At 63.1% G+C, this 17,433-nt stretch carries 17 protein-coding genes; 6 read left to right on the forward strand and 11 right to left on the reverse strand.

Features of this window, described 5'->3' with window-relative positions; all coding sequences use genetic code 11:
* Nucleotides 1-99: 99 nt before the first annotated feature.
* The 6 genes from ACSSU5_RS02225 to ACSSU5_RS02250 form a co-directional block, all read right to left on the reverse strand.
* Complete coding sequence (locus ACSSU5_RS02225; protein WP_492560503.1) at nucleotides 100-954, reverse strand: alpha/beta hydrolase; 855 nt, start codon at nucleotides 952-954, stop codon at nucleotides 100-102.
* Complete coding sequence (locus ACSSU5_RS02230) at nucleotides 951-1,739, reverse strand: alpha/beta fold hydrolase (protein ID WP_264312340.1); 789 nt, start codon at nucleotides 1,737-1,739, stop codon at nucleotides 951-953. The genes ACSSU5_RS02225 and ACSSU5_RS02230 overlap by 4 nt, the downstream gene beginning before the upstream one ends.
* A gap of 93 nt (nucleotides 1,740-1,832) precedes the next feature.
* Complete coding sequence (locus ACSSU5_RS02235) at nucleotides 1,833-2,219, reverse strand: hypothetical protein (protein ID WP_264312339.1); 387 nt, start codon at nucleotides 2,217-2,219, stop codon at nucleotides 1,833-1,835.
* 94 nt (nucleotides 2,220-2,313) lie between these two features.
* Nucleotides 2,314-2,772 carry a phosphohistidine phosphatase SixA gene (gene sixA, locus ACSSU5_RS02240; protein WP_264312338.1) on the reverse strand — a complete coding sequence of 153 codons (459 nt, stop codon included), beginning with the start codon at nucleotides 2,770-2,772 and terminating at the stop codon, nucleotides 2,314-2,316.
* On the reverse strand, nucleotides 2,769-3,116 hold the full coding sequence (locus tag ACSSU5_RS02245) for a DUF4389 domain-containing protein (RefSeq protein ID WP_264312337.1): 348 nt from the start codon (nucleotides 3,114-3,116) through the stop codon (nucleotides 2,769-2,771). Before ACSSU5_RS02245 ends, sixA begins: the two co-directional genes overlap by 4 nt.
* A 36-nt stretch (nucleotides 3,117-3,152) precedes the next feature.
* Nucleotides 3,153-4,178: an NAD(P)H-dependent glycerol-3-phosphate dehydrogenase gene (locus ACSSU5_RS02250; protein WP_264312336.1), complete on the reverse strand. Its 1,026-nt coding sequence runs from the start codon at nucleotides 4,176-4,178 to the stop codon at nucleotides 3,153-3,155.
* Nucleotides 4,179-4,316: 138 nt separating this feature from the next.
* Between ACSSU5_RS02250 and ACSSU5_RS02255 the strand changes: the two genes are divergently transcribed.
* The 5 genes from ACSSU5_RS02255 to fabB all read left to right on the forward strand — a co-directional run bounded on the left by ACSSU5_RS02255 (nucleotide 4,317) and on the right by fabB (nucleotide 11,237).
* On the forward strand, nucleotides 4,317-6,464 hold the full coding sequence (locus ACSSU5_RS02255) for a TonB-dependent receptor plug domain-containing protein (RefSeq protein ID WP_492560504.1): 2,148 nt from the start codon (nucleotides 4,317-4,319) through the stop codon (nucleotides 6,462-6,464).
* Nucleotides 6,464-7,354, forward strand: coding sequence for an ABC transporter substrate-binding protein (locus ACSSU5_RS02260; protein WP_264312334.1), 891 nt, complete (start codon nucleotides 6,464-6,466; stop codon nucleotides 7,352-7,354). The genes ACSSU5_RS02255 and ACSSU5_RS02260 overlap by 1 nt, the downstream gene beginning before the upstream one ends.
* Nucleotides 7,351-9,282 (forward strand): response regulator, encoded by a 1,932-nt coding sequence (locus tag ACSSU5_RS02265; protein ID WP_492560505.1) that lies wholly within the window; start codon nucleotides 7,351-7,353, stop codon nucleotides 9,280-9,282. Before ACSSU5_RS02260 ends, ACSSU5_RS02265 begins: the two co-directional genes overlap by 4 nt.
* Nucleotides 9,283-9,489: 207 nt before the next feature.
* On the forward strand, nucleotides 9,490-10,005 hold the full coding sequence (gene fabA, locus ACSSU5_RS02270; RefSeq protein ID WP_027592861.1) for a 3-hydroxyacyl-[acyl-carrier-protein] dehydratase FabA: 516 nt from the start codon (nucleotides 9,490-9,492) through the stop codon (nucleotides 10,003-10,005).
* Nucleotides 10,006-10,016: 11 nt separating this feature from the next.
* Nucleotides 10,017-11,237, forward strand: coding sequence for a beta-ketoacyl-ACP synthase I (gene fabB / locus ACSSU5_RS02275; protein ID WP_264312332.1), 1,221 nt, complete (start codon nucleotides 10,017-10,019; stop codon nucleotides 11,235-11,237).
* Between the two features lie 168 nt (nucleotides 11,238-11,405).
* Here the strand turns inward: fabB and ACSSU5_RS02280 are convergent, their stop codons facing one another.
* Nucleotides 11,406-12,410 (reverse strand): amidohydrolase family protein, encoded by a 1,005-nt coding sequence (locus ACSSU5_RS02280; protein ID WP_264312331.1) that lies wholly within the window; start codon nucleotides 12,408-12,410, stop codon nucleotides 11,406-11,408.
* Between the two features lie 115 nt (nucleotides 12,411-12,525).
* On the opposite strand from ACSSU5_RS02280, the gene ACSSU5_RS02285 reads away from it, so the two are divergent.
* Nucleotides 12,526-13,389 (forward strand): pirin family protein, encoded by an 864-nt coding sequence (locus ACSSU5_RS02285; RefSeq protein ID WP_492560506.1) that lies wholly within the window; start codon nucleotides 12,526-12,528, stop codon nucleotides 13,387-13,389.
* A gap of 177 nt (nucleotides 13,390-13,566) precedes the next feature.
* On the opposite strand, the gene ACSSU5_RS02290 is transcribed toward ACSSU5_RS02285, so the two are convergent.
* The 4 genes from ACSSU5_RS02290 to ACSSU5_RS02305 form a co-directional block, all read right to left on the reverse strand.
* Nucleotides 13,567-14,292 (reverse strand): dienelactone hydrolase family protein, encoded by a 726-nt coding sequence (locus ACSSU5_RS02290; RefSeq protein ID WP_264312329.1) that lies wholly within the window; start codon nucleotides 14,290-14,292, stop codon nucleotides 13,567-13,569.
* Between the two features lie 64 nt (nucleotides 14,293-14,356).
* Entirely contained in the window at nucleotides 14,357-16,261 is a 1,905-nt protein-coding gene (gene htpG, locus ACSSU5_RS02295) for a molecular chaperone HtpG (RefSeq protein ID WP_492560507.1), read from the reverse strand.
* Nucleotides 16,262-16,331: 70 nt separating this feature from the next.
* Nucleotides 16,332-16,814 (reverse strand): PaaI family thioesterase, encoded by a 483-nt coding sequence (locus ACSSU5_RS02300; RefSeq protein ID WP_264312327.1) that lies wholly within the window; start codon nucleotides 16,812-16,814, stop codon nucleotides 16,332-16,334.
* Complete coding sequence (locus tag ACSSU5_RS02305; protein WP_264312326.1) at nucleotides 16,811-17,287, reverse strand: PaaI family thioesterase; 477 nt, start codon at nucleotides 17,285-17,287, stop codon at nucleotides 16,811-16,813. Before ACSSU5_RS02305 ends, ACSSU5_RS02300 begins: the two co-directional genes overlap by 4 nt.
* Between the last annotated feature and the right edge of the window lie 146 nt (nucleotides 17,288-17,433).

Consider the following 17,433-nt stretch of genomic DNA (forward strand, 5'->3'; position numbering starts at 1 on the left):
GTCGGCGCGTGGCACCGAAGTTAAGGTCCAGCGTGTCTGGCATTTGCATGGTTGTCTCCCTGTTCAACCCGCCAAGCCTCGGCACTTGTCCGGTGCAAGTCAAGCAAAGCCAAAGAAGCGATTGAAACAGTCTGCGACAAGGGCCGCGCCCTGCTCATCGTTCAGGTGCAGATGATGACCACCTGGCAGCTTCACTTGCTCAAAGGGTAGCTGCTCCAGCAACTCAGTGTGGCGCGCCAGCATGCCATCGGCGGCCACCACCAGGCAGGCCGGGCAGCTCACCCGCCTGACGTAGGCCATGGCTTGGGCGTGGCTCAAGCGCACGGGGGACGGCAGGGTCAGGCGGCTGTCGCTGCGCCAGCTGTAGCCACCCGGCACCGGCATCAGCCCGCGCTGGGCCAACAGCTCGGCCGCTTCACGGCTGACCGCGACCATGCCCTTCATGCGCGCCTGCACGCCCTCCTCCAGCGCCGGGTAGACGGACTTGCGTTTGCCGTCCAGGCGTAGCTGCGCCTGCAGCGCCATGCCCAGGCGTTCGCCGGCGTCCTGCTCGGCGCCCGTGGGCGGGATGACGCCATCGATCAGCGCCAGGTGGCTGACCCGCTCCGGCAAGGCGCCTGCCAGTTGCACCGAAATGATCGCACCCAGCGAATGGCCAAGCAGGGCAAACCGCTGCCAGCCCAGTTGCTCGGCAACCCGCAGTACGTCGTGGGCATAGTCGGGCAAGGCATAGCTTGCGCCTGGCGGGCGATGTTCCGAGTAGCCATGCCCGGCCAGGTCCAGGGCGACGATGCGCAGGCCCTGCAGCCGCGGCGCCAGCCGGGCGAAGCTGTTGGCGTTGTCCAGCCAACCGTGCAGGGCGATCACCGGCAGCCCGTCTTCGGGGCCGAACAGGTGCGCGGCCAGCTCGATATGGCCCAGGCTCAGGCGGATTTCTTCCATGTGCGCGCTCATGCCTGGCTCCAGCGGTCGAACAGGCCCTTGATCAGGCTGGCGGTGTCCGTCGGGCGCTCCAGGGGGAACATGTGCCCGCCCGGCACGCTGTGGTACTCACCCTTGGCCATGTCGCGCACGGCCGACGTGTGGTGACGGCGAATCACATTGCTGCGCTCGCCACAGATCATCGCCAGGGGCACCAGCAACTGCCGGGCAGGCGCGGGGCTGGCGTGGGGGATACTGCGGTAGATACTGATTTCCGTAGCCGGGTCGAAACGCAGGCGTAGCCCATCCTGCGCAGGCTCCAGGCCATGCTCCAGGTAGGCTTCGAGGCAGTCGGGATCAAAGTGGCGGAACAAGCTTTTGCGGGCGAAGTAGTCCCGTGCGCTGTCGCGGTCGGCGAACGCCTCGCGGCGCCCCAGGGTACGCCCTGCCGGGGTGATGCGGTCGATGAAGCCAAAACGCTTGGCGGTACGCAGCAACCATTGATCGGCGCGGGTCAGCACCGGCGAGTCGAGCATGACCACCCCGCGGTAATACTCGGGGCAACGCAAGGCGGCATGCAGGTGCAGCACCCCGCCCAGCGAATGGCCAACCCCCCAGACCGGCGCATCCTGCTGGGCCAGATGGTGCAGCAGCTCATCGACCAGGTTCTGCCAGTTTTCATTCACCGGGAAGCGCGGGTCGTGGGCATGCTGGGCCAGGTGGCGGACCTGGTAGTCCGGCGCCAGCGCGGCAAACAGCTTGCCGTAGGTGGCAGACGGGAAACCATTGGCGTGAGCGAAGAAGATGTGCTGCGACATGGCGCCGGGTCCGGACGGGGGATGAGGGCCCATTGTCTGCATCGCAAGGCCGCTCGGCAATGTCCGGAAAGGTCATCGGCGAGGGCAATCAGGTCATGGGGTGCGATCGAAACTGCCCAGTGAACGCTGCAGACAAGCCTGCATGTAGGCCACCTGGCTCTCAAGCACCTCGCGGGCGAGGCATTGGTCGTGGTGGTCGAGCTGCAGCCTGCGCAATGCCAGGCAGCTGGTCTGCAACAAGTGAGACACCCGCAGACAGGCCGCCTGCAGGGCAAATAAATCGGTCTCGCCTTGCTGCATGACGCTGGGTTGCAGCCCGCCGTGGCTGCGCACTTTGCCCATCAGCTGATAAAGCTTGGCGTCGGCCGAATCGCGCAGCAGGCTGTACTGGGCAAAGTCCAGCACCTCGCCTTCCTGCACCTTGTCCACGGTGGGCTGCAAGTCCATGGAGCGTAACTGCGCTTGCCTCTGCCCTTTCATGATCGTGCCCTGCCTGTCCACGCGCCCAATGTGGTGCAACGCTAGCAAGCAGCCAAGCGAAGCGGCAACTGACAAAAATGCCAGTTGCCAGGCGTCAGGCCGGCGAATTAAGCGCGCGCAAGGTCATCAGCCCTGCCAACGGCCAGTCACCCTCAAGCTCCGCCAGGCTGGCGGTACTCATGGCTGCCGATTGCTGCAAATGACCGTGTTCCAGGGCACCGACCAGCGTCCCCACCAGCGGTTGGTGGCTGACCAGCAGCACATGCTCCAGGCCCAGCCGTTCGATTTCGCCGATCACTCGCTGCACATCGCTTTCCGGCGTCAGCCAGGGCACGGTGTGCACAGGCTCGGCAAAGCCCAAGGTGTCGTGCACCAGCGCTGCAGTCTGCTGGGCACGGACATAAGGGCTGGCGATGATCGCCTGCAACGGCTGCCCGAGCAGGCGCGCGGCGCTGTGCAGCACCTGCTCGCGGCCATGGCTGGTCAGGCGCCGCTCGGCGTCGGTATTGGCCCGAGGCTCCGCCTCACCGTGGCGCAGCACCCACAGCTTCACAGCTTGGGCTCTTCGTCACGCACGGGGTGCGGCGCCGGAGCCACGGCGTGCGGGGCCTCGCCTTCTGGCGCACGGGGGGCTGGCCAGTCGGCGAATGGCCAGGGTTTCTGGTCGCTGTGGAAGCTGCCGAAGCGGCCGATCTGCGCCAGGTACTGGCTGAGGCTGTCGCCAAAGTTCATCAGGCTGGCGCTGGGGGCACCGTAGATCAGGCGGTAGATCAGCTGCACCAGCACCAGGCCGCCCAGCAGCAGTTCGGCCACTTGCCAGACCAGCAGGAACACCAGCATCCACAGTACCCGCAGGAGGATCGACTCACGCTGGGCGCGTTCGGGCGTATCGTTCATGTCTTGCTCCTTGTTCTGGTCAAAGCCGCTGTCGGCTCAGTTGAAACCGCTGATGGAAATGAAATCGACGTCGGTCTTGGGCTCTGCACGCATCAGGTGCTCGATCACCTGGTTCAGGGTACGGCCCTCGAACAAGATGGCGTGCAGGCCCGCTACCAGCGGCATGTATACCTGCACTTCCTGGGCCTTGGCCTTGAGCACCTTGAGGGTGTTGACCCCTTCAGCGACCTCGCCCAGGCGATTGACTGCCTCATCCAGGCTCAAGCCCTGGCCCAGCGCGTGACCCACCTGGTAGTTGCGGCTCTTGGGCGAGGAGCAGGTGACGATCAGGTCACCGACACCGGCCAGGCCAAGGAAGGTCATCGGGTTGGCGCCCTGGCTCACGGCAAAGCGGGTCATCTCGGCCAGGGCACGGGTGATCAGCATGCTCTTGGTGTTCTCGCCCATGCCCAGCGCCACGGCCATGCCGGCAATGATGGCGTAGACGTTCTTCAGCGCGCCGCCCAGCTCGACCCCGAAGCGGTCGGCGCTTGCGTAGACGCGGAAGGTACGCCCATGCAGCACGGCCTGCACTCGCTGGCAGAGCTGTTCGTCTTCGCTCGCGACCACCGTGGCGGTCAGCGCGTGCTCGGCGATCTCGCGGGCAAGGTTAGGCCCCGACAGCACACCGATGCGGGCTTGGGGGGCGATTTCTTCGAGGATCTGGCTCATCAGCTTGAAGCTCTGCGCCTCGATGCCCTTGGTCAGGCTGACCAGGCCCTTGCCGCGCAACAGCTCGGCATGGGGCGCCAGTACGCTGCGCAAGGCGCTCGACGGCAAGGCGACGAAGACCAGGTCGCAGGCCTGCAGGGTAGCCAGCAGGTCGTTGACCGGCTCGACACCATCGTGCAGGCGAATGCCTTTGAGGTAGCGTGGATTCTCGCGGTTGACGCGCATGGCCTCGGCCTGCTCCGGGTCGCGCATCCATTGGCGCACCGGCACACCGTTTTCCGCCAGCAGGTTCGCCACGGCGGTGCCGAAGCTGCCGCCGCCCAGAACTGCAACAGGTTGCTGTTCAGTCATATCCAATCCGTTAAAGCCAAAAGTTAAGTGGCGACCGGGGCATTATACGATGCATAGGCGACAGGGCCAGTGGCAGCGCCCGGGAAAGGGCCGCTATGGAAGGCCTGATCGCTGGCAAAACACCCAAGGTCAGTTAACATGCCTGTTTCATCCCTGAAACAAGGTCGTACCGTGGTGCCTGGCACGCCCCCCTACCCGCGTCTTCTACTACTGACCGCCTTGCTCGGCGGCCCGGCCATGGCCGACGATCTGTTCATCGACAACGCCGACCTGCCGCAGGTTCTGACCGCCACCCGCCTCAAACAATCCCCGGCAGCGGTCCCAGGCAGCATGACCGTGCTCGACAGTGAACTGATCCGCGCCAGCGGTGCCCGCGACATCCCCGAACTGCTGCGCCTGGTGCCTGGCATGATGATCGGCTACGGCGCCGGCAATCAGCCGACGGTCAACTACCATGGCAGCAACGTCAACGACGCACGGCGCATGCAGGTGCTGATCGATGGCCGCTCGGTATACCGCGCAGGCCTTGCGACAGTGGACTGGAGCGACATCCCCCTGGCCATGGAGGACATCGAGCGCATCGAGGTGTTCCGTGGCCCCAACACGGTCAGCTATGGCGCCAATGCGCTGATGGCGGTGGTCAACATCCTCACCCGCAACCCTGCCGACAGCCATGGCACGCGCCTCAAGGTCACCCGCGGCCAGGACGGCATCAACGATTTCTACGCAAGCCACGGCTTTGGCTGGAACAGCGGCGACATGCGCCTGTCGGTGTCGGGCCTGCAGGACGATGGCTTCGACCAGGACCAGTACGGCCGCGACTACCGCGACAGCCGCCGCCTCACCCGCTTCAACCTCAGCGCCAGCCACAGCCTGGCCCCCGACCAGACCCTGGAATGGCAGTTGGCGGCCAAGGAAGGCAGCAACCAGCGCCCCTACACCTACCAGCCTGTATTCCCCTACGTCACCCAGCAGGGAGACAGCGCCGACGTCAATGCCAAGGATTACGCAGGTTCGGTACGCTGGAACATTGACCTCAACCCCGAGCACAGCCTGTATGTCCAGGGCTCGGCCCAGCACTTCGACCGCCAGCAGGTCTGGCGCGCCTGTGATGCGGCCCTGTCGTTCAGCCCGGAGCTGACCCGGCTGTGGCAGATGAACCCGAACTATGCCGAGCTGGTGGCTCGTGGGGCCAACAATCCGCCGCGCAGCAGCAACCCCGAGGAACAGGCACTGGTCGATGCCATCATGAACCAGTGGAACAACCAGGGCGGCCGCAATGTGGTGTGCGGTGATGTCGACCAAAGCACCCGTGAAACCCGCTACGACCTGGAAATCCAGGACACCCTGAGCCTGACCGACAACCTGCGCCTGCTCAGCGGCATGAACTACCGCTATGATCGTGCCGACTCGCAGACCTACTTCAACGGCAGCCTCGACGACCAGACCTGGCGCCTGTTCGGCCAGCTGGAGTGGCGCGCCGACGAGCACTGGATCATCCAGGGCGGCGCGATGTTCGAGGACTCGCGCCTGTCCGGCAACTCGCTGACCCCACGCGTGGCGGTCAACTACCTGATCACCCCACGCCATGGCCTGCGTGCGGTGTATTCCGAGGCGGTACGCTCGCCCGACATGTTCGAGAACAACGTCAACTGGAGCTATACGGTCAAAAGCCTGAGCCCCAATGCCTTTGGCCAGCAGCACGGCGAGTATTTCGTCAAGACCCGCGGCCCGGGCGATCTCGACCAGGAACGCATGCGCTCGCGCGAACTGGGTTACAACGGCTATTTCAGCGACATCGACCTGAGCATGGACGTGAAGCTGTTCTACGACGAGATCACTGGAATGATCAGCGAGCCCCTCAAGAACAACCAGTACATCGCCAGCAATGCCAACAAGGCACGCTTTACCGGCAGCGAGGCGCAACTGGACTGGCGCCCCACCTTGCGCGACCGCCTACGCGTGACCTACGCCTACGTCGACGCCTGGGCCAGCAACCCCGACGACCGCCGCCTCAGCGCCCGCAACAGCGGCTCGGCAGGCTGGCTGCGCGAGTGGGGCGATGGTTGGTCGAGCGCGCTGTTCTATTATGGTGACGATGCACTCAACCAGTACCGCTACGAGCGCCTGGACCTGCGCCTGGCCAAGCGCTTGCGGGGGCTGGGCAGCAACCTTGAGCTGGCAGCGCTGTGGCAGCAACGTCTGGACGATGAGCCGACTACCGCACTGCAAAACCGCTACGACAGCCGCCAGCGCCTGAGCGTCAGCGCGGAGCTGGAATTCTGATGGCCCGTCTGCTGCGCCTGCTGCTGCTTTGCCTGTGGCCCCTGGGGCCGCTGTCCGCCGGTGAAATCCTGCTGGTGGGTGGCGAAGATCAGCCTGGCATTCGCAGCTTCGTCGCAGCGTTCGAAAGCCATCGCCCGCATGACCAAGTACGTTTCCAGACCACTGCCGACCTGCCCCGCCCAAGCCGGCTCAAGGCCGATCAACGCCTGGTGCTGCTCGACAGTGCCGCACTGGAATGGCGCCTGAGTGAAAGTGCCGGGCCGCCAGCGCTGGCCATGCGGGTAAGCCGGGTACAGGCTGAACAGCGCCTGGGAAAGTCCCGCCCCGCCTTCCTTACGCTGCTGTGGAGCGACCCGCCCCTGGCCCGCCAGCTGCGCCTGGCGCGCTACCTGCTGCCACAGGCGCAACGCATCGGTGTGCTTTACGGTGAGCACAGCGTCTTCCTGCTCGATGAGCTGCGCCATGCCGCACGCCCCCTGGGCCTGGAGATCATTGCCCAGGACTGGCCCGACCCGCGTGACAGCCGGCCCCTGCAGCAGTTGCTGGGCAACAGCGACGTGCTGCTAGGCCTCGATGACCCTGCCCTGTACAACCCAAAGACCGCGAAAAACCTGCTGCTCAGCAGCTACGGCCGGCAAATGGCGCTGATCGGCCCGAACGCAGGTTTTGTGCGCGCAGGCGCCCTTGCCAGCACCTACAGCGACCAGGACGACTGGTTGGCGGTGCTCGACCAATTGCTCGACCAGCCGCCGACACGCTGGCCGCGAAGCCTTTATCCGGCGCGCTACGGCGTCAGTGGCAACCAGCAGGTGGCACGCGCCCTGGGCCTTGAACCTATCGATCCGAACGCCGCCGCCAAGGCCTTGGCCGAAGGAGAATCCACCCCATGAGCAGACGTCTGAGCTGGGACATCCACACCCGCACCCAGATCATCAGCCTCGGCCCCGCCCTGCTGCTGACCTTGCTGCTGATCAGCTTCTTCACCTTCGTACGTATCCAGGACCTGCGCCAGGAGCTCAACCACACCGGCCAGCTGATCGCCAACCAGCTGGCGCCGGCCTCCGAATACGGGGTGATCTCGGGCAACAACGAAGTGCTGGAAGGCCTGATGCGTGCCACGCTGAGCATTCCGCACGTGCGCTTTCTGGAGGTGCAGGACAGCCGCAACCACATCCTGGTCTACGTCGAGCAGTCTGACGAAAGCGCCAACCGGGCGCAGCGGGTGGAAGTGTTCCAGGCCCCGATACGCCTGCAGCAGATCCGCCTGGACACCGACTTCCTGCAACCGGGCAAGGTCTCCGTACCCGCCATCGGTGACGACTACCTGGGGCGGGTGATCGTCGGCATGTCCGACGATGCCTTCAGCCAGCGCCAGCAGGAAATCGTGATCAAGGCGGGCATCCTGGCCCTGTTCGCGCTGCTGTTCACCTTCCTGCTCGCTCGCCGGCTGGCCCTCAGCCTGGCCAAGCCGATCAGCGACATGGGCCACGCCGTGAAGGCCATACAACAAGGCGAGTACAACACCCCGCTGCCGGTGGTCGATGACAGCGAGCTGGGCCATCTGGCGCGCCACATCAACAACCTCGCCACCGCGCTGGAGCAAGCCAGTGCCGAGCAGAAGCAAGCCATTGCCCAGTTGACCCAGGCGCGCGAGGAAGCCGAACAGGCCAACCGGGCGAAGTCGGACTTCCTGGCGATGATGAGCCACGAGTTGCGCACCCCCATGAATGGCGTGCTGGGCATGCTGCAACTGCTCGAAACCACCCCACTGACCAGCGAACAGGCCGACTACACCGCCGTTGCCAGTGAGTCCACCGGGCACCTGCTGAAGGTCATCAACGACATTCTCGACTTCTCGCGGATCGAGCGCACGGCGCTGGAGCTGGAGCGCATCGACTTCAACCTGGGCGAACTGATTGCCAGCAGCGTTCAGTCGTTCCAGCACAGCGCGCAGCAACGCGGCCTTGGCCTGCATCTGCAAATGGCCGAAGGCATCGAGCACCTGACCGTGAACGGCGACCCGACACGTATCCGGCAGATCTTGCTGAACCTGGTGGGGAATGCACTGAAATTCACCGAGCGTGGCCAGGTGCACGTTGAAGCGCGCTGCCAGGTGCTGGACCGACAACTGATCTGGTTTACCTGCAGCGTGCGCGACACGGGCATCGGCATCGACAGCGGCCGCATGGAAATGATGTTCGTCGCCTTCCAGCAGGCCGACAGCTCGATTTCCCGACGCTACGGCGGCACCGGCCTGGGGCTGTCGATCGCGCGCACCTTGGCCGAACGCATGGGCGGCAAGCTGCGCGGCGAGAGCCGCGAGGGCCTGGGCTCGACCTTCACCCTGGAAATGCCGTTGGCACTGGCCGCGCCCGCACAGGCGAAACTGCCCGGGGCCGTTCGCGAACAACGACCGCTCGCCGGTAGCGAGCGGATACTGTTGGTGGAGGACAACCCGGTCAATCAGAACGTCATCGAGGCCATGTTGCGCAGCCTGGGGCTTGAGGTCAGCGTGGCGGCAGACGGCATCCAGGCAGTCGATCAGGTCAGCCAGCAACGGTTCGACGCCATTCTGATGGACTGCCGCCTGCCGAACCTGGATGGCTATGAAGCCACCCAGCGCATCCGCCTGCTGCCAAACGGCATGCACCTGCCGATCATCGCCTTGACCGCAAACGCGTTGGAAGGTGATCGTGAGCGCTGCATGGCCGCCGGTATGGACGATTACCTGACTAAACCCTTGCGCCGCACCGACCTGCAGCGCGTGCTGCAACGCTGGTTACCCGGTCAGACAACCGCGACTGGCGATAAATGCTAAAGTGCGGCAGTCTTAAGGACTGGACAGGATCTTCTTCGGACCTGAAAATAGACGTTTCAGTGCACACCTGTACTTCTTTCGTCTGGTGCACTGTGACTTTCACCACAACGCAATAGTCTACCTGTAGGCTGCCGCCCCGGAGTCATCGCTTTTCGGGCCGGCCGGGAAGATTCGTCCCCTGCCGCAGGGGGTTATTGAGGAGCTCGCATGACCAAACAACACGCCTTTACTCGGGAAGACCTGCTGCGCTGCAGTCGCGGTGAGCTGTTCGGCCCAGGTAATGCGCAACTGCCCGCGCCGAACATGCTGATGGTCGATCGCATCACCCATATCAGCGAAGAAGGCGGCAAGTACGGCAAAGGTGAATTGGTCGCCGAGCTGGATATCAATCCGGACCTGTGGTTCTTCGCCTGCCACTTCGAAGGCGATCCGGTGATGCCGGGCTGCCTGGGCCTGGACGCCATGTGGCAGCTGGTCGGCTTCTTCCTCGGCTGGCAGGGCCTGCCGGGCCGCGGCCGTGCGCTGGGCTCGGGCGAAGTGAAGTTCTTCGGCCAGGTACTGCCTACCGCCAAGAAGGTCACCTACAACATTCACATCAAGCGCGTCCTGAAGGGCAAGCTGAACATGGCCATCGCCGATGGCTCGGTCAGCGTCGACGGCCGCGAGATCTACACGGCCGAAGCCCTGCGGGTCGGCGTGTTCACCTCCACTGACAATTTCTAAGGGTTATTCGCATGCGCCGCGTCGTTATCACTGGTCTGGGCATCGTATCGTGCCTGGGCAATGACAAAGAGACCGTCACCGAAAACCTGCGTAAAAGCCGTCCGGGTATCCGTTTCAACCCGGAATACAAGGAAATGGGGCTGCGCAGCCAGGTTTCCGGGTCCATCGACCTCAACCTCGAAGAACTGATCGACCGCAAGGTCTACCGTTTTGTCGGCCACGCCGCGGCCTATGCCTACCTGGCGATGCAGGATGCAATCAAGGACGCTGGCCTGACCGAAGAGCAGGTTTCCAACCCGCGTACCGGCCTGGTTGCCGGCTCCGGCGGCGCCTCGACCCTGAACCAGATGGAAGCGCTGGACACCCTGCGCGAGAAAGGCGTCAAGCGCGTTGGCCCATACCGCGTCACCCGCACCATGGGCAGCACCGTTTCGGCGTGCCTGGCCACCCCGTTCAAGATCAAGGGCCTGAACTACTCGATCTCGTCGGCCTGCGCCACTTCGGCACACTGCATCGGCACCGCACTGGAGCAGATCCAGTGGGGCAAGCAGGACATCGTCTTCGCCGGCGGCGGTGAAGAAGAGCACTGGAGCCAGTCGTTCCTGTTCGATGCCATGGGCGCCCTGTCGACCAAGCGCAACGAAACCCCGGAACTGGCCTCGCGCGCTTACGACGCTGACCGTGATGGCTTCGTCATCGCAGGCGGCGGCGGCATGGTGGTAGTCGAAGAGCTGGAGCATGCTCTGGCCCGTGGCGCCAAGATCTACGCCGAAATCGTCGGCTACGGCGCGACTTCCGACGGTTACGACATGGTCGCCCCAAGCGGTGAAGGCGCCATCCGCTGCATGCAGCAGGCGCTGGCCACCGTCGACACCCCGATCGACTACCTGAACACCCACGGCACCTCGACCCCGGTCGGTGACGTTGCCGAGATCAAGGGTGTTCGCGCCGTGTTCGGCGACAAGGCACCGAAGATCAGCTCGACCAAGAGCCTGTCGGGCCACTCGCTGGGCGCCGCTGGCGTGCACGAGGCGATCTACTGCCTGCTGATGATGGAAAACAACTTCATCGCCGGCTCCGCCAACATCGACGAGCTGGATCCGGAAGTTGCTGACCTGCCGATTCAGCGCGAAACCTTGGAAAACGCCAAGATCGACACGGTCATGAGCAACAGCTTCGGCTTCGGCGGCACCAACGCTACCCTGGTGCTCAAGCGCTGGGCTGGCAAGTAAGGCCGTGATGCAGTAAAGAAAAACGCCCCGACTGGTTCGGGGCGTTTTCTTTTGTGTTGCCTGTACGAGCCTCCTCGCGGGCAAGCCCGCTCCCACAGGGTTTCGTGCATAGCCTGAGCCTTGCACAATACCTGCGGGCTTGCCCGCGAAGAGGCCCGTACAGGTTTGTTACCTAGCCTTGGGCAACACAGCCAAAAAATTATCCCTGGCTACCTTCTGCGCCACCGCCTCCGGCAACGCATCCAGAAACGGCTTAAACCCGTGCATCTGCTCGCCAAGGCTCGCAAACTTGCCCACCACATCCGACCCGAGCATGAACCGCTCAGGGAAGCGCTCTACCAACGCCAGCCAAGCCTTGCGTGGCACGCCCTTGTCATCCAGCAGATAAGGCTCCAGCACGCTCCACGACAAGTCGACAAACAGGTTCGGGTAATCCTCCAGCAAACGCGCCAGCACCGGCAGCAGAAAATCCATCTGCGTCTGGTGACGATGAATTTCCATGCTGCTGCCGGCATGCGCCCAGATGAAACGCGTGTGCGGGTGATTACGCAGCGGCTCTTCGATCTCGGCCAGGTACAGCGGGTTGCGCTCACGCTTGGAGGTGATGTTGCTGTGCAGCAGCACCGGGAGGTCTCGCTCGGCCGCAAGGTGATAAATGCGGGTCATGGCCTCGTTGTTGGCGCGCGGTGTGTCACCGCTGGTCAGCGCGGTCAGGTCGTCGTGGCGGGTGAAAACCTCACCAATACCCTGCCAAAGCCCTGGGTAGAGATCGAGCATGCGCTCGATATGGCTGACGGCATTCTTGTCCACCGGATTGAAGCCGGTCAGGAACGGATGAAAGCGCTTGCGCTGTTCGGCAGGCAGCTTCTGCAGCGCTGCAGCCACATAGGTATCGGTCGCGCTGTACCAATAGGCATCGGCGTCGTCCCCTGCGTAGTAGCGCGGGCGCTTAGGTTCGTCCTCGTGCCATTTTTTGGCCACCGGAATGCCGGAGATCATCGACTGCTCGATGCCCGCTTGATCCATGGCCTTGATCAACGCAGGCATGCCCTCTGTCTCCTGGAAAAAGTCGACGTAGTGCAAGTGGGCGTCACTGTAGCGGTAATCGCGCGCCTGCGCCGACAGGCACAGCCAACCAGACAACACCGCACAAGCCAGCGCTCTGGCGATCATGGGCAGCTTCCTTCTCCAGGTACGAACAGGGTAGACCGACCGGCAAGCGTGGCAGTTCAGCCTGGCCCGGCAAACCGCTATGCTTGGAGCACTTGCAACTTGCCCGGAGCCCATCATGAGCATCCCCCTGGTCATCCGCCCACGTGCGGAGTCGGTCGAGGGCCAGCCGATCCTGCGCCCGCTGCCTTCGGCCCAGTGCCGCAGCGTCGGCCCGTTCGTGTTTTTCGACCACATGCTCGAAACGGACTACGCCCCAGGCCGTGGCATGGATATCCGTCAGCACCCACATATCGGCTTGTCGACGCTGACCTACCTGTTCGAAGGCGAAATCCTGCACAAGGACAGCCTCGGGTCCGAGCAGCATGTGAAGCCTGGCGATGTCAGCTGGATGACGGCAGGCAGTGGCGTGGCGCATGTCGAGCGCACACCTGCCGATGTGCTTGCCAGCGGTTCGCGCCTGCATGGCTTGCAGGTCTGGCTGGCGTCACCCCGTGCGCTCGAACAAGGCACGCCGCGCTACAGCCACCACCCGGCGGCAAGCCTGCCGGTCAGTGACAACCTGGGGGTGCGCATTTGCATGATTGCGGGCAGTGGCTTCTGCCTGGAATCGCCGGTACCGGTGCTCTCCCCTACCCTGTACGCACACGTGCGGATGCAGCCCGCCACCACGCTTAGCGTGCCTAATGAGCACGCGCAGCGGGCGCTCTATCTGCTTGATGGCGAGCTGATGCTGAACGACGAGGAGGTAGAGCCATGCAGTTTGGTGGTGCTGCCAGAGGGCGAAGCGGCCACCTTGTATGCGGAAGGTGAATGCCAATTGGTAGTGATCGGCGGGGCGCCGCTGGATGGGCCGCGGCGGATGAATTGGAACTTCGTGGCGAGTGACCCGGCATTGATTGAACAGGCCAGGGCGAGGTGGGCTGCGGGGGATTGGCCTACGGTACCGGGGGAGACTTCGCGGATCGAGTTGCCTCGTTGACCGGGGCCGCTTGGCGGCCCTTCGCGGGCAAGCCCGCTCCCACAGGGATAGCGCCACTGCCAGTGCTCAGCGCTTTATTCGCGAGAGCAACTGCCTTGCTCAATTTCTAAAAATTGACGCATTTCCTGTGGGAGCGGGCTTGCCCGCGAAGGGCTGCGCAGCAGCCCCAAAGCACTATCAGCGCTGGAACACTTCAGCCAGCAGATTGTGCATCGAGCGGAACGCCCGCTCCGAGGTCTTGCGGTCATACTGCATTTTGCCCGGCACATTGGCATTCGGGTCAGTGAACGAATGCACCGCGCCACCGTAGCTAAGCAACTGCCAATCGACCTTGGCCGCGTTCATCTCTTCCTCGAACGCCGGCAGTTGCGCCTTCGGCACCAGCGGGTCGGATGCACCGTGCAATACCAGCACCGAGCCTTTGATACGCTTGGCATCCTCGGGGTTTGGGGTATCCAGCGTGCCATGGAACGACACCGCCGCCTTCAGGTCGGCACCCGTGCGCGCCAGCTCCAAGGCACAACAACCGCCGAAGCAGAAGCCGAACGTGGCCACTTTGCCAGGCTCCAGCAATGCCTTCGACTGCGCCAGCAACTGCGACAGCGCCTCATTCATGCGCTTGCGCAGCTCTGCCCGGTCGTTCTTCAACGGCATCATCGCCGCCCCTGCCTCATCGGCATTGGACGGCCGCACTGACTGCCCATAAAGGTCGGCAATCAGTACCACGTAGCCCTTTTCGGCCACTTCCCTGGCAATGCGCTCGGCACCTTCGCCAATGCCCATCCAGTTCGGCGCCATCACCAGGCCCGGCTTCGGCAGCGCGCCCGGCTCATGGACCAGGCGGCTCTCATAGGTCTTGCCAGCCAGGTGATAAACCAACGATTCGACGATTACCTTGCTCATCAAGCACTCCTTAGGCACCCATCATGAAAAAAGCCCGCCGAAGCGGGCTTTCCTTTGCATCAACTCAAGCAGATAGCTCGACCAGCAGCTTGTTCAGGCGACGAACGTAGGCCGCCGGATCCTTCAAGCTATCACCAGCCGCCAGGGCCGCCTGATCGAACAGGATGTGCGACAACTCGGCGAAGCGGTCTTCGCTCTGCTCGTTGTCCAGCTTCTCGATCAGCGGGTGGGTCGGGTTGAATTCGAAGATCGGCTTGGAATCCGGCACCTTCTGCCCGCTGGCTTCAAGAATCTGACGCATCTGCAGGCCCAGGTCCTGTTCGCCGATGGCGAGGATCGCCGGCGAGTCGGTCAGGCGATGCGAAACGCGAACCTCGGCAACGCTGTCACCCAACGCGCCTTTGAGGCGCTCGACCAGGCCTTCTTTGTCCTTGGCGACTTCTTCCTGGGCTTTCTTGTCTTCCTCGGAGTCCAGCTTGCCCAGGTCCAGGTCGCCACGGGCAACGTCGACAAAGCTCTTGCCGTCGAACTCGTTGAGGTAGCTCATCAGCCACTCGTCGATACGGTCGGTCAGCAGCAGGACCTCGATGCCTTTCTTGCGGAAGACTTCCAGGTGCGGGCTGTTCTTGACCTGCGCATAGGTCTCACCGGTGAGGAAGTAGATCTTGTCCTGGCCTTCCTTGGCACGCGCCAGGTAATCGGCCAGGGCGACGCTCTGCTCACCGCTGTCGTCATGGGTGGAGGCGAAGCGCAAGAGGCCCGCGATCTTCTCCTTGTTGGCGAAGTCTTCGGCCGGGCCTTCCTTCAGCACCTGGCCGAAGTTCTTCCAGAAGCCCTTGTACTGCTCAGGCTCGTTCTTCGCCAGCTTCTCCAGCATGTCCAGCACACGCTTGGTGAGCGCGGTCTTCATCGAATCGATGATCGGGTCTTTCTGCAGGATCTCGCGAGACACGTTCAGCGACAGGTCGTTGGAATCGACCACGCCTTTGATGAAGCGCAGGTACAACGGCAGGAACGATTCGGCCTGGTCCATGATGAACACGCGCTGCACATACAGTTTCAGGCCACGCGGTGCTTCACGCTGGTACAGGTCGAATGGCGCGCGGGCCGGGACATACAGCAGCGAGTTGTACTCAAGCTTGCCTTCGACCTTGTTGTGGCTCCAGGCCAGCGGGTTTTCAAAGTCATGGCCAATATGCTTGTAGAACTCCTGGTATTCCTCGTCCTTGATCTCGGTACGCGGACGGGTCCACAGGGCGCTGGCGCGGTTGACGGTTTCCCATTCCTCGGCTGGCTGCTCTTCGCCTTCAGCAGCCGCCTGCTCTTTGGGCAACTGGATCGGCAAGGCGATGTGGTCGGAGTATTTCTTGACCAGGTTGCGCAGGCGCCAACCATCGGCGAACTCCTGCTCGTCCTTCTTCAGGTGCAGGACGATGCGGGTGCCGCGCTCTGGCTTGTCGACGGTGGCGACTTCAAACTCGCCCTCGCCTTTCGAGGACCAATGCACACCTTCAGCCGCTGGCTGGCCTGCGCGACGGCTGTAAACGTCGACCTTGTCGGCAACAATGAAGGCCGAATAGAAGCCCACACCGAACTGACCGATCAGGTGCGAGTCCTTCTTCTGGTCACCGGTGAGGTTCTTCATGAAGTCGGCGGTGCCGGACTTGGCGATGGTACCCAGGTGGGTGATGACGTCTTCGCGGCTCATGCCAATGCCGTTGTCGTCGAGCGTGATCGTGCCGGCGTCCTTGTCGAAGCTCAGCCGAATGCGCAGATCCGCACCGCCCTCAAGCAGCTCCGGCTTGGCCAGGGCCTCGAAGCGCAGCTTGTCAGCAGCGTCGGAGGCATTGGAAACCAGCTCACGCAGGAAGATTTCCTTGTTCGAATACAGCGAATGAATCATGAGGTGCAGCAGCTGCTTCACCTCGGTCTGGAAGCCCAGGGTTTCCTTTTGTGTTTCCACACTCATGGTCTTCAAAACTCCGATCTGATGGCAGTGGGCGCCCGGCAGCCGATTCGGCCTGCGTTAACGGCGGATGTCATGCAGATGGGGGCTGCCCAGACGATTTCAAGGGCTTTTCCGGTTCGACCTTGAAATGCGCCCGGGCGGTGGCGATCGGTGACTGCCGATCACCCTGCCAGGCGGTGATGGCGACATTGGTGACCCGCCGCCCCTGGCGCCACAGCTGGCACTGGGCGTAGGTATCGCGAAAATGCCCGGCGCGCAGGTAGTCGATGGAAAAGTCGATGACCTTCGGGATGCTGGCGCTCTCGCTATAGATCAGCAGGTACAAGGCCGCAGACAGCTCCATGAAACCCGCAATTACCCCACCGTGAATCGCTGGCAGCAAAGGGTTACCAATGTTGTCCGGGCTGGCGGGCAGGCGAAACAGCAGATCCTCACCCTGGCGTTCGCATTCGATGCCGATCAGGCCGGCGTAGGGGATCAATGCCAGCAGCGGCCGATAGTCGCCGAGCGCATGGGCCGCATTCAGCTGCTGACGCACCTCGTGCGGGATCATGCGCCACCCTCCTTGAGGCTGTTGCCAAAGCGAATGCCGCCCTTGATCTGCGGCCCCAGGCGCATGAATGTACCCACCACCTGGCAGATCGGCTGGCTGGGATCGTCCTGGTAGGCCGTGCCGCGGGTGAAGATCACATCGCGCGTGACCCGATAGCACTGGGCATGGCCATGGATGTCCTTACCAGCCTCGGCCGTGTGCATGTAGTCGATGCGCAGGTCCAGGGTCGGGCACACCTCGAACTGTGGCAGCGCACACAAAGTGGCCATGCCACAAGTGGTGTCCATCAACGTGGTCAGCGCACCGCCATGTACCGCACCGGTCTGCGGGTTGCCCACGATTGCAGGCGACCATGGCAGGATCAACGTCATGCCGTCGGCATCGGCATGCGCCACGCGCATCTGCAACAACTGACAATGCTTCAAGGCCGAAAGAAAACGCTCGGCCATGGCCATCAAGGTTGAATCACTCATCGGCAAGTTCCAGGGCCGCTGACGCAACGGCATAAAAACGTTAAAAAGTCTATATAGAACGGGGTGTTATATATCTGTAACCTGCGCGGAACTTATTCCGCGTAGTTGCACTCGAAGGAACAAGTCACTTATTCCACCAAGGAGAA

Source organism: Pseudomonas sp. E1MeOHC2, assembly GCF_058745025.1.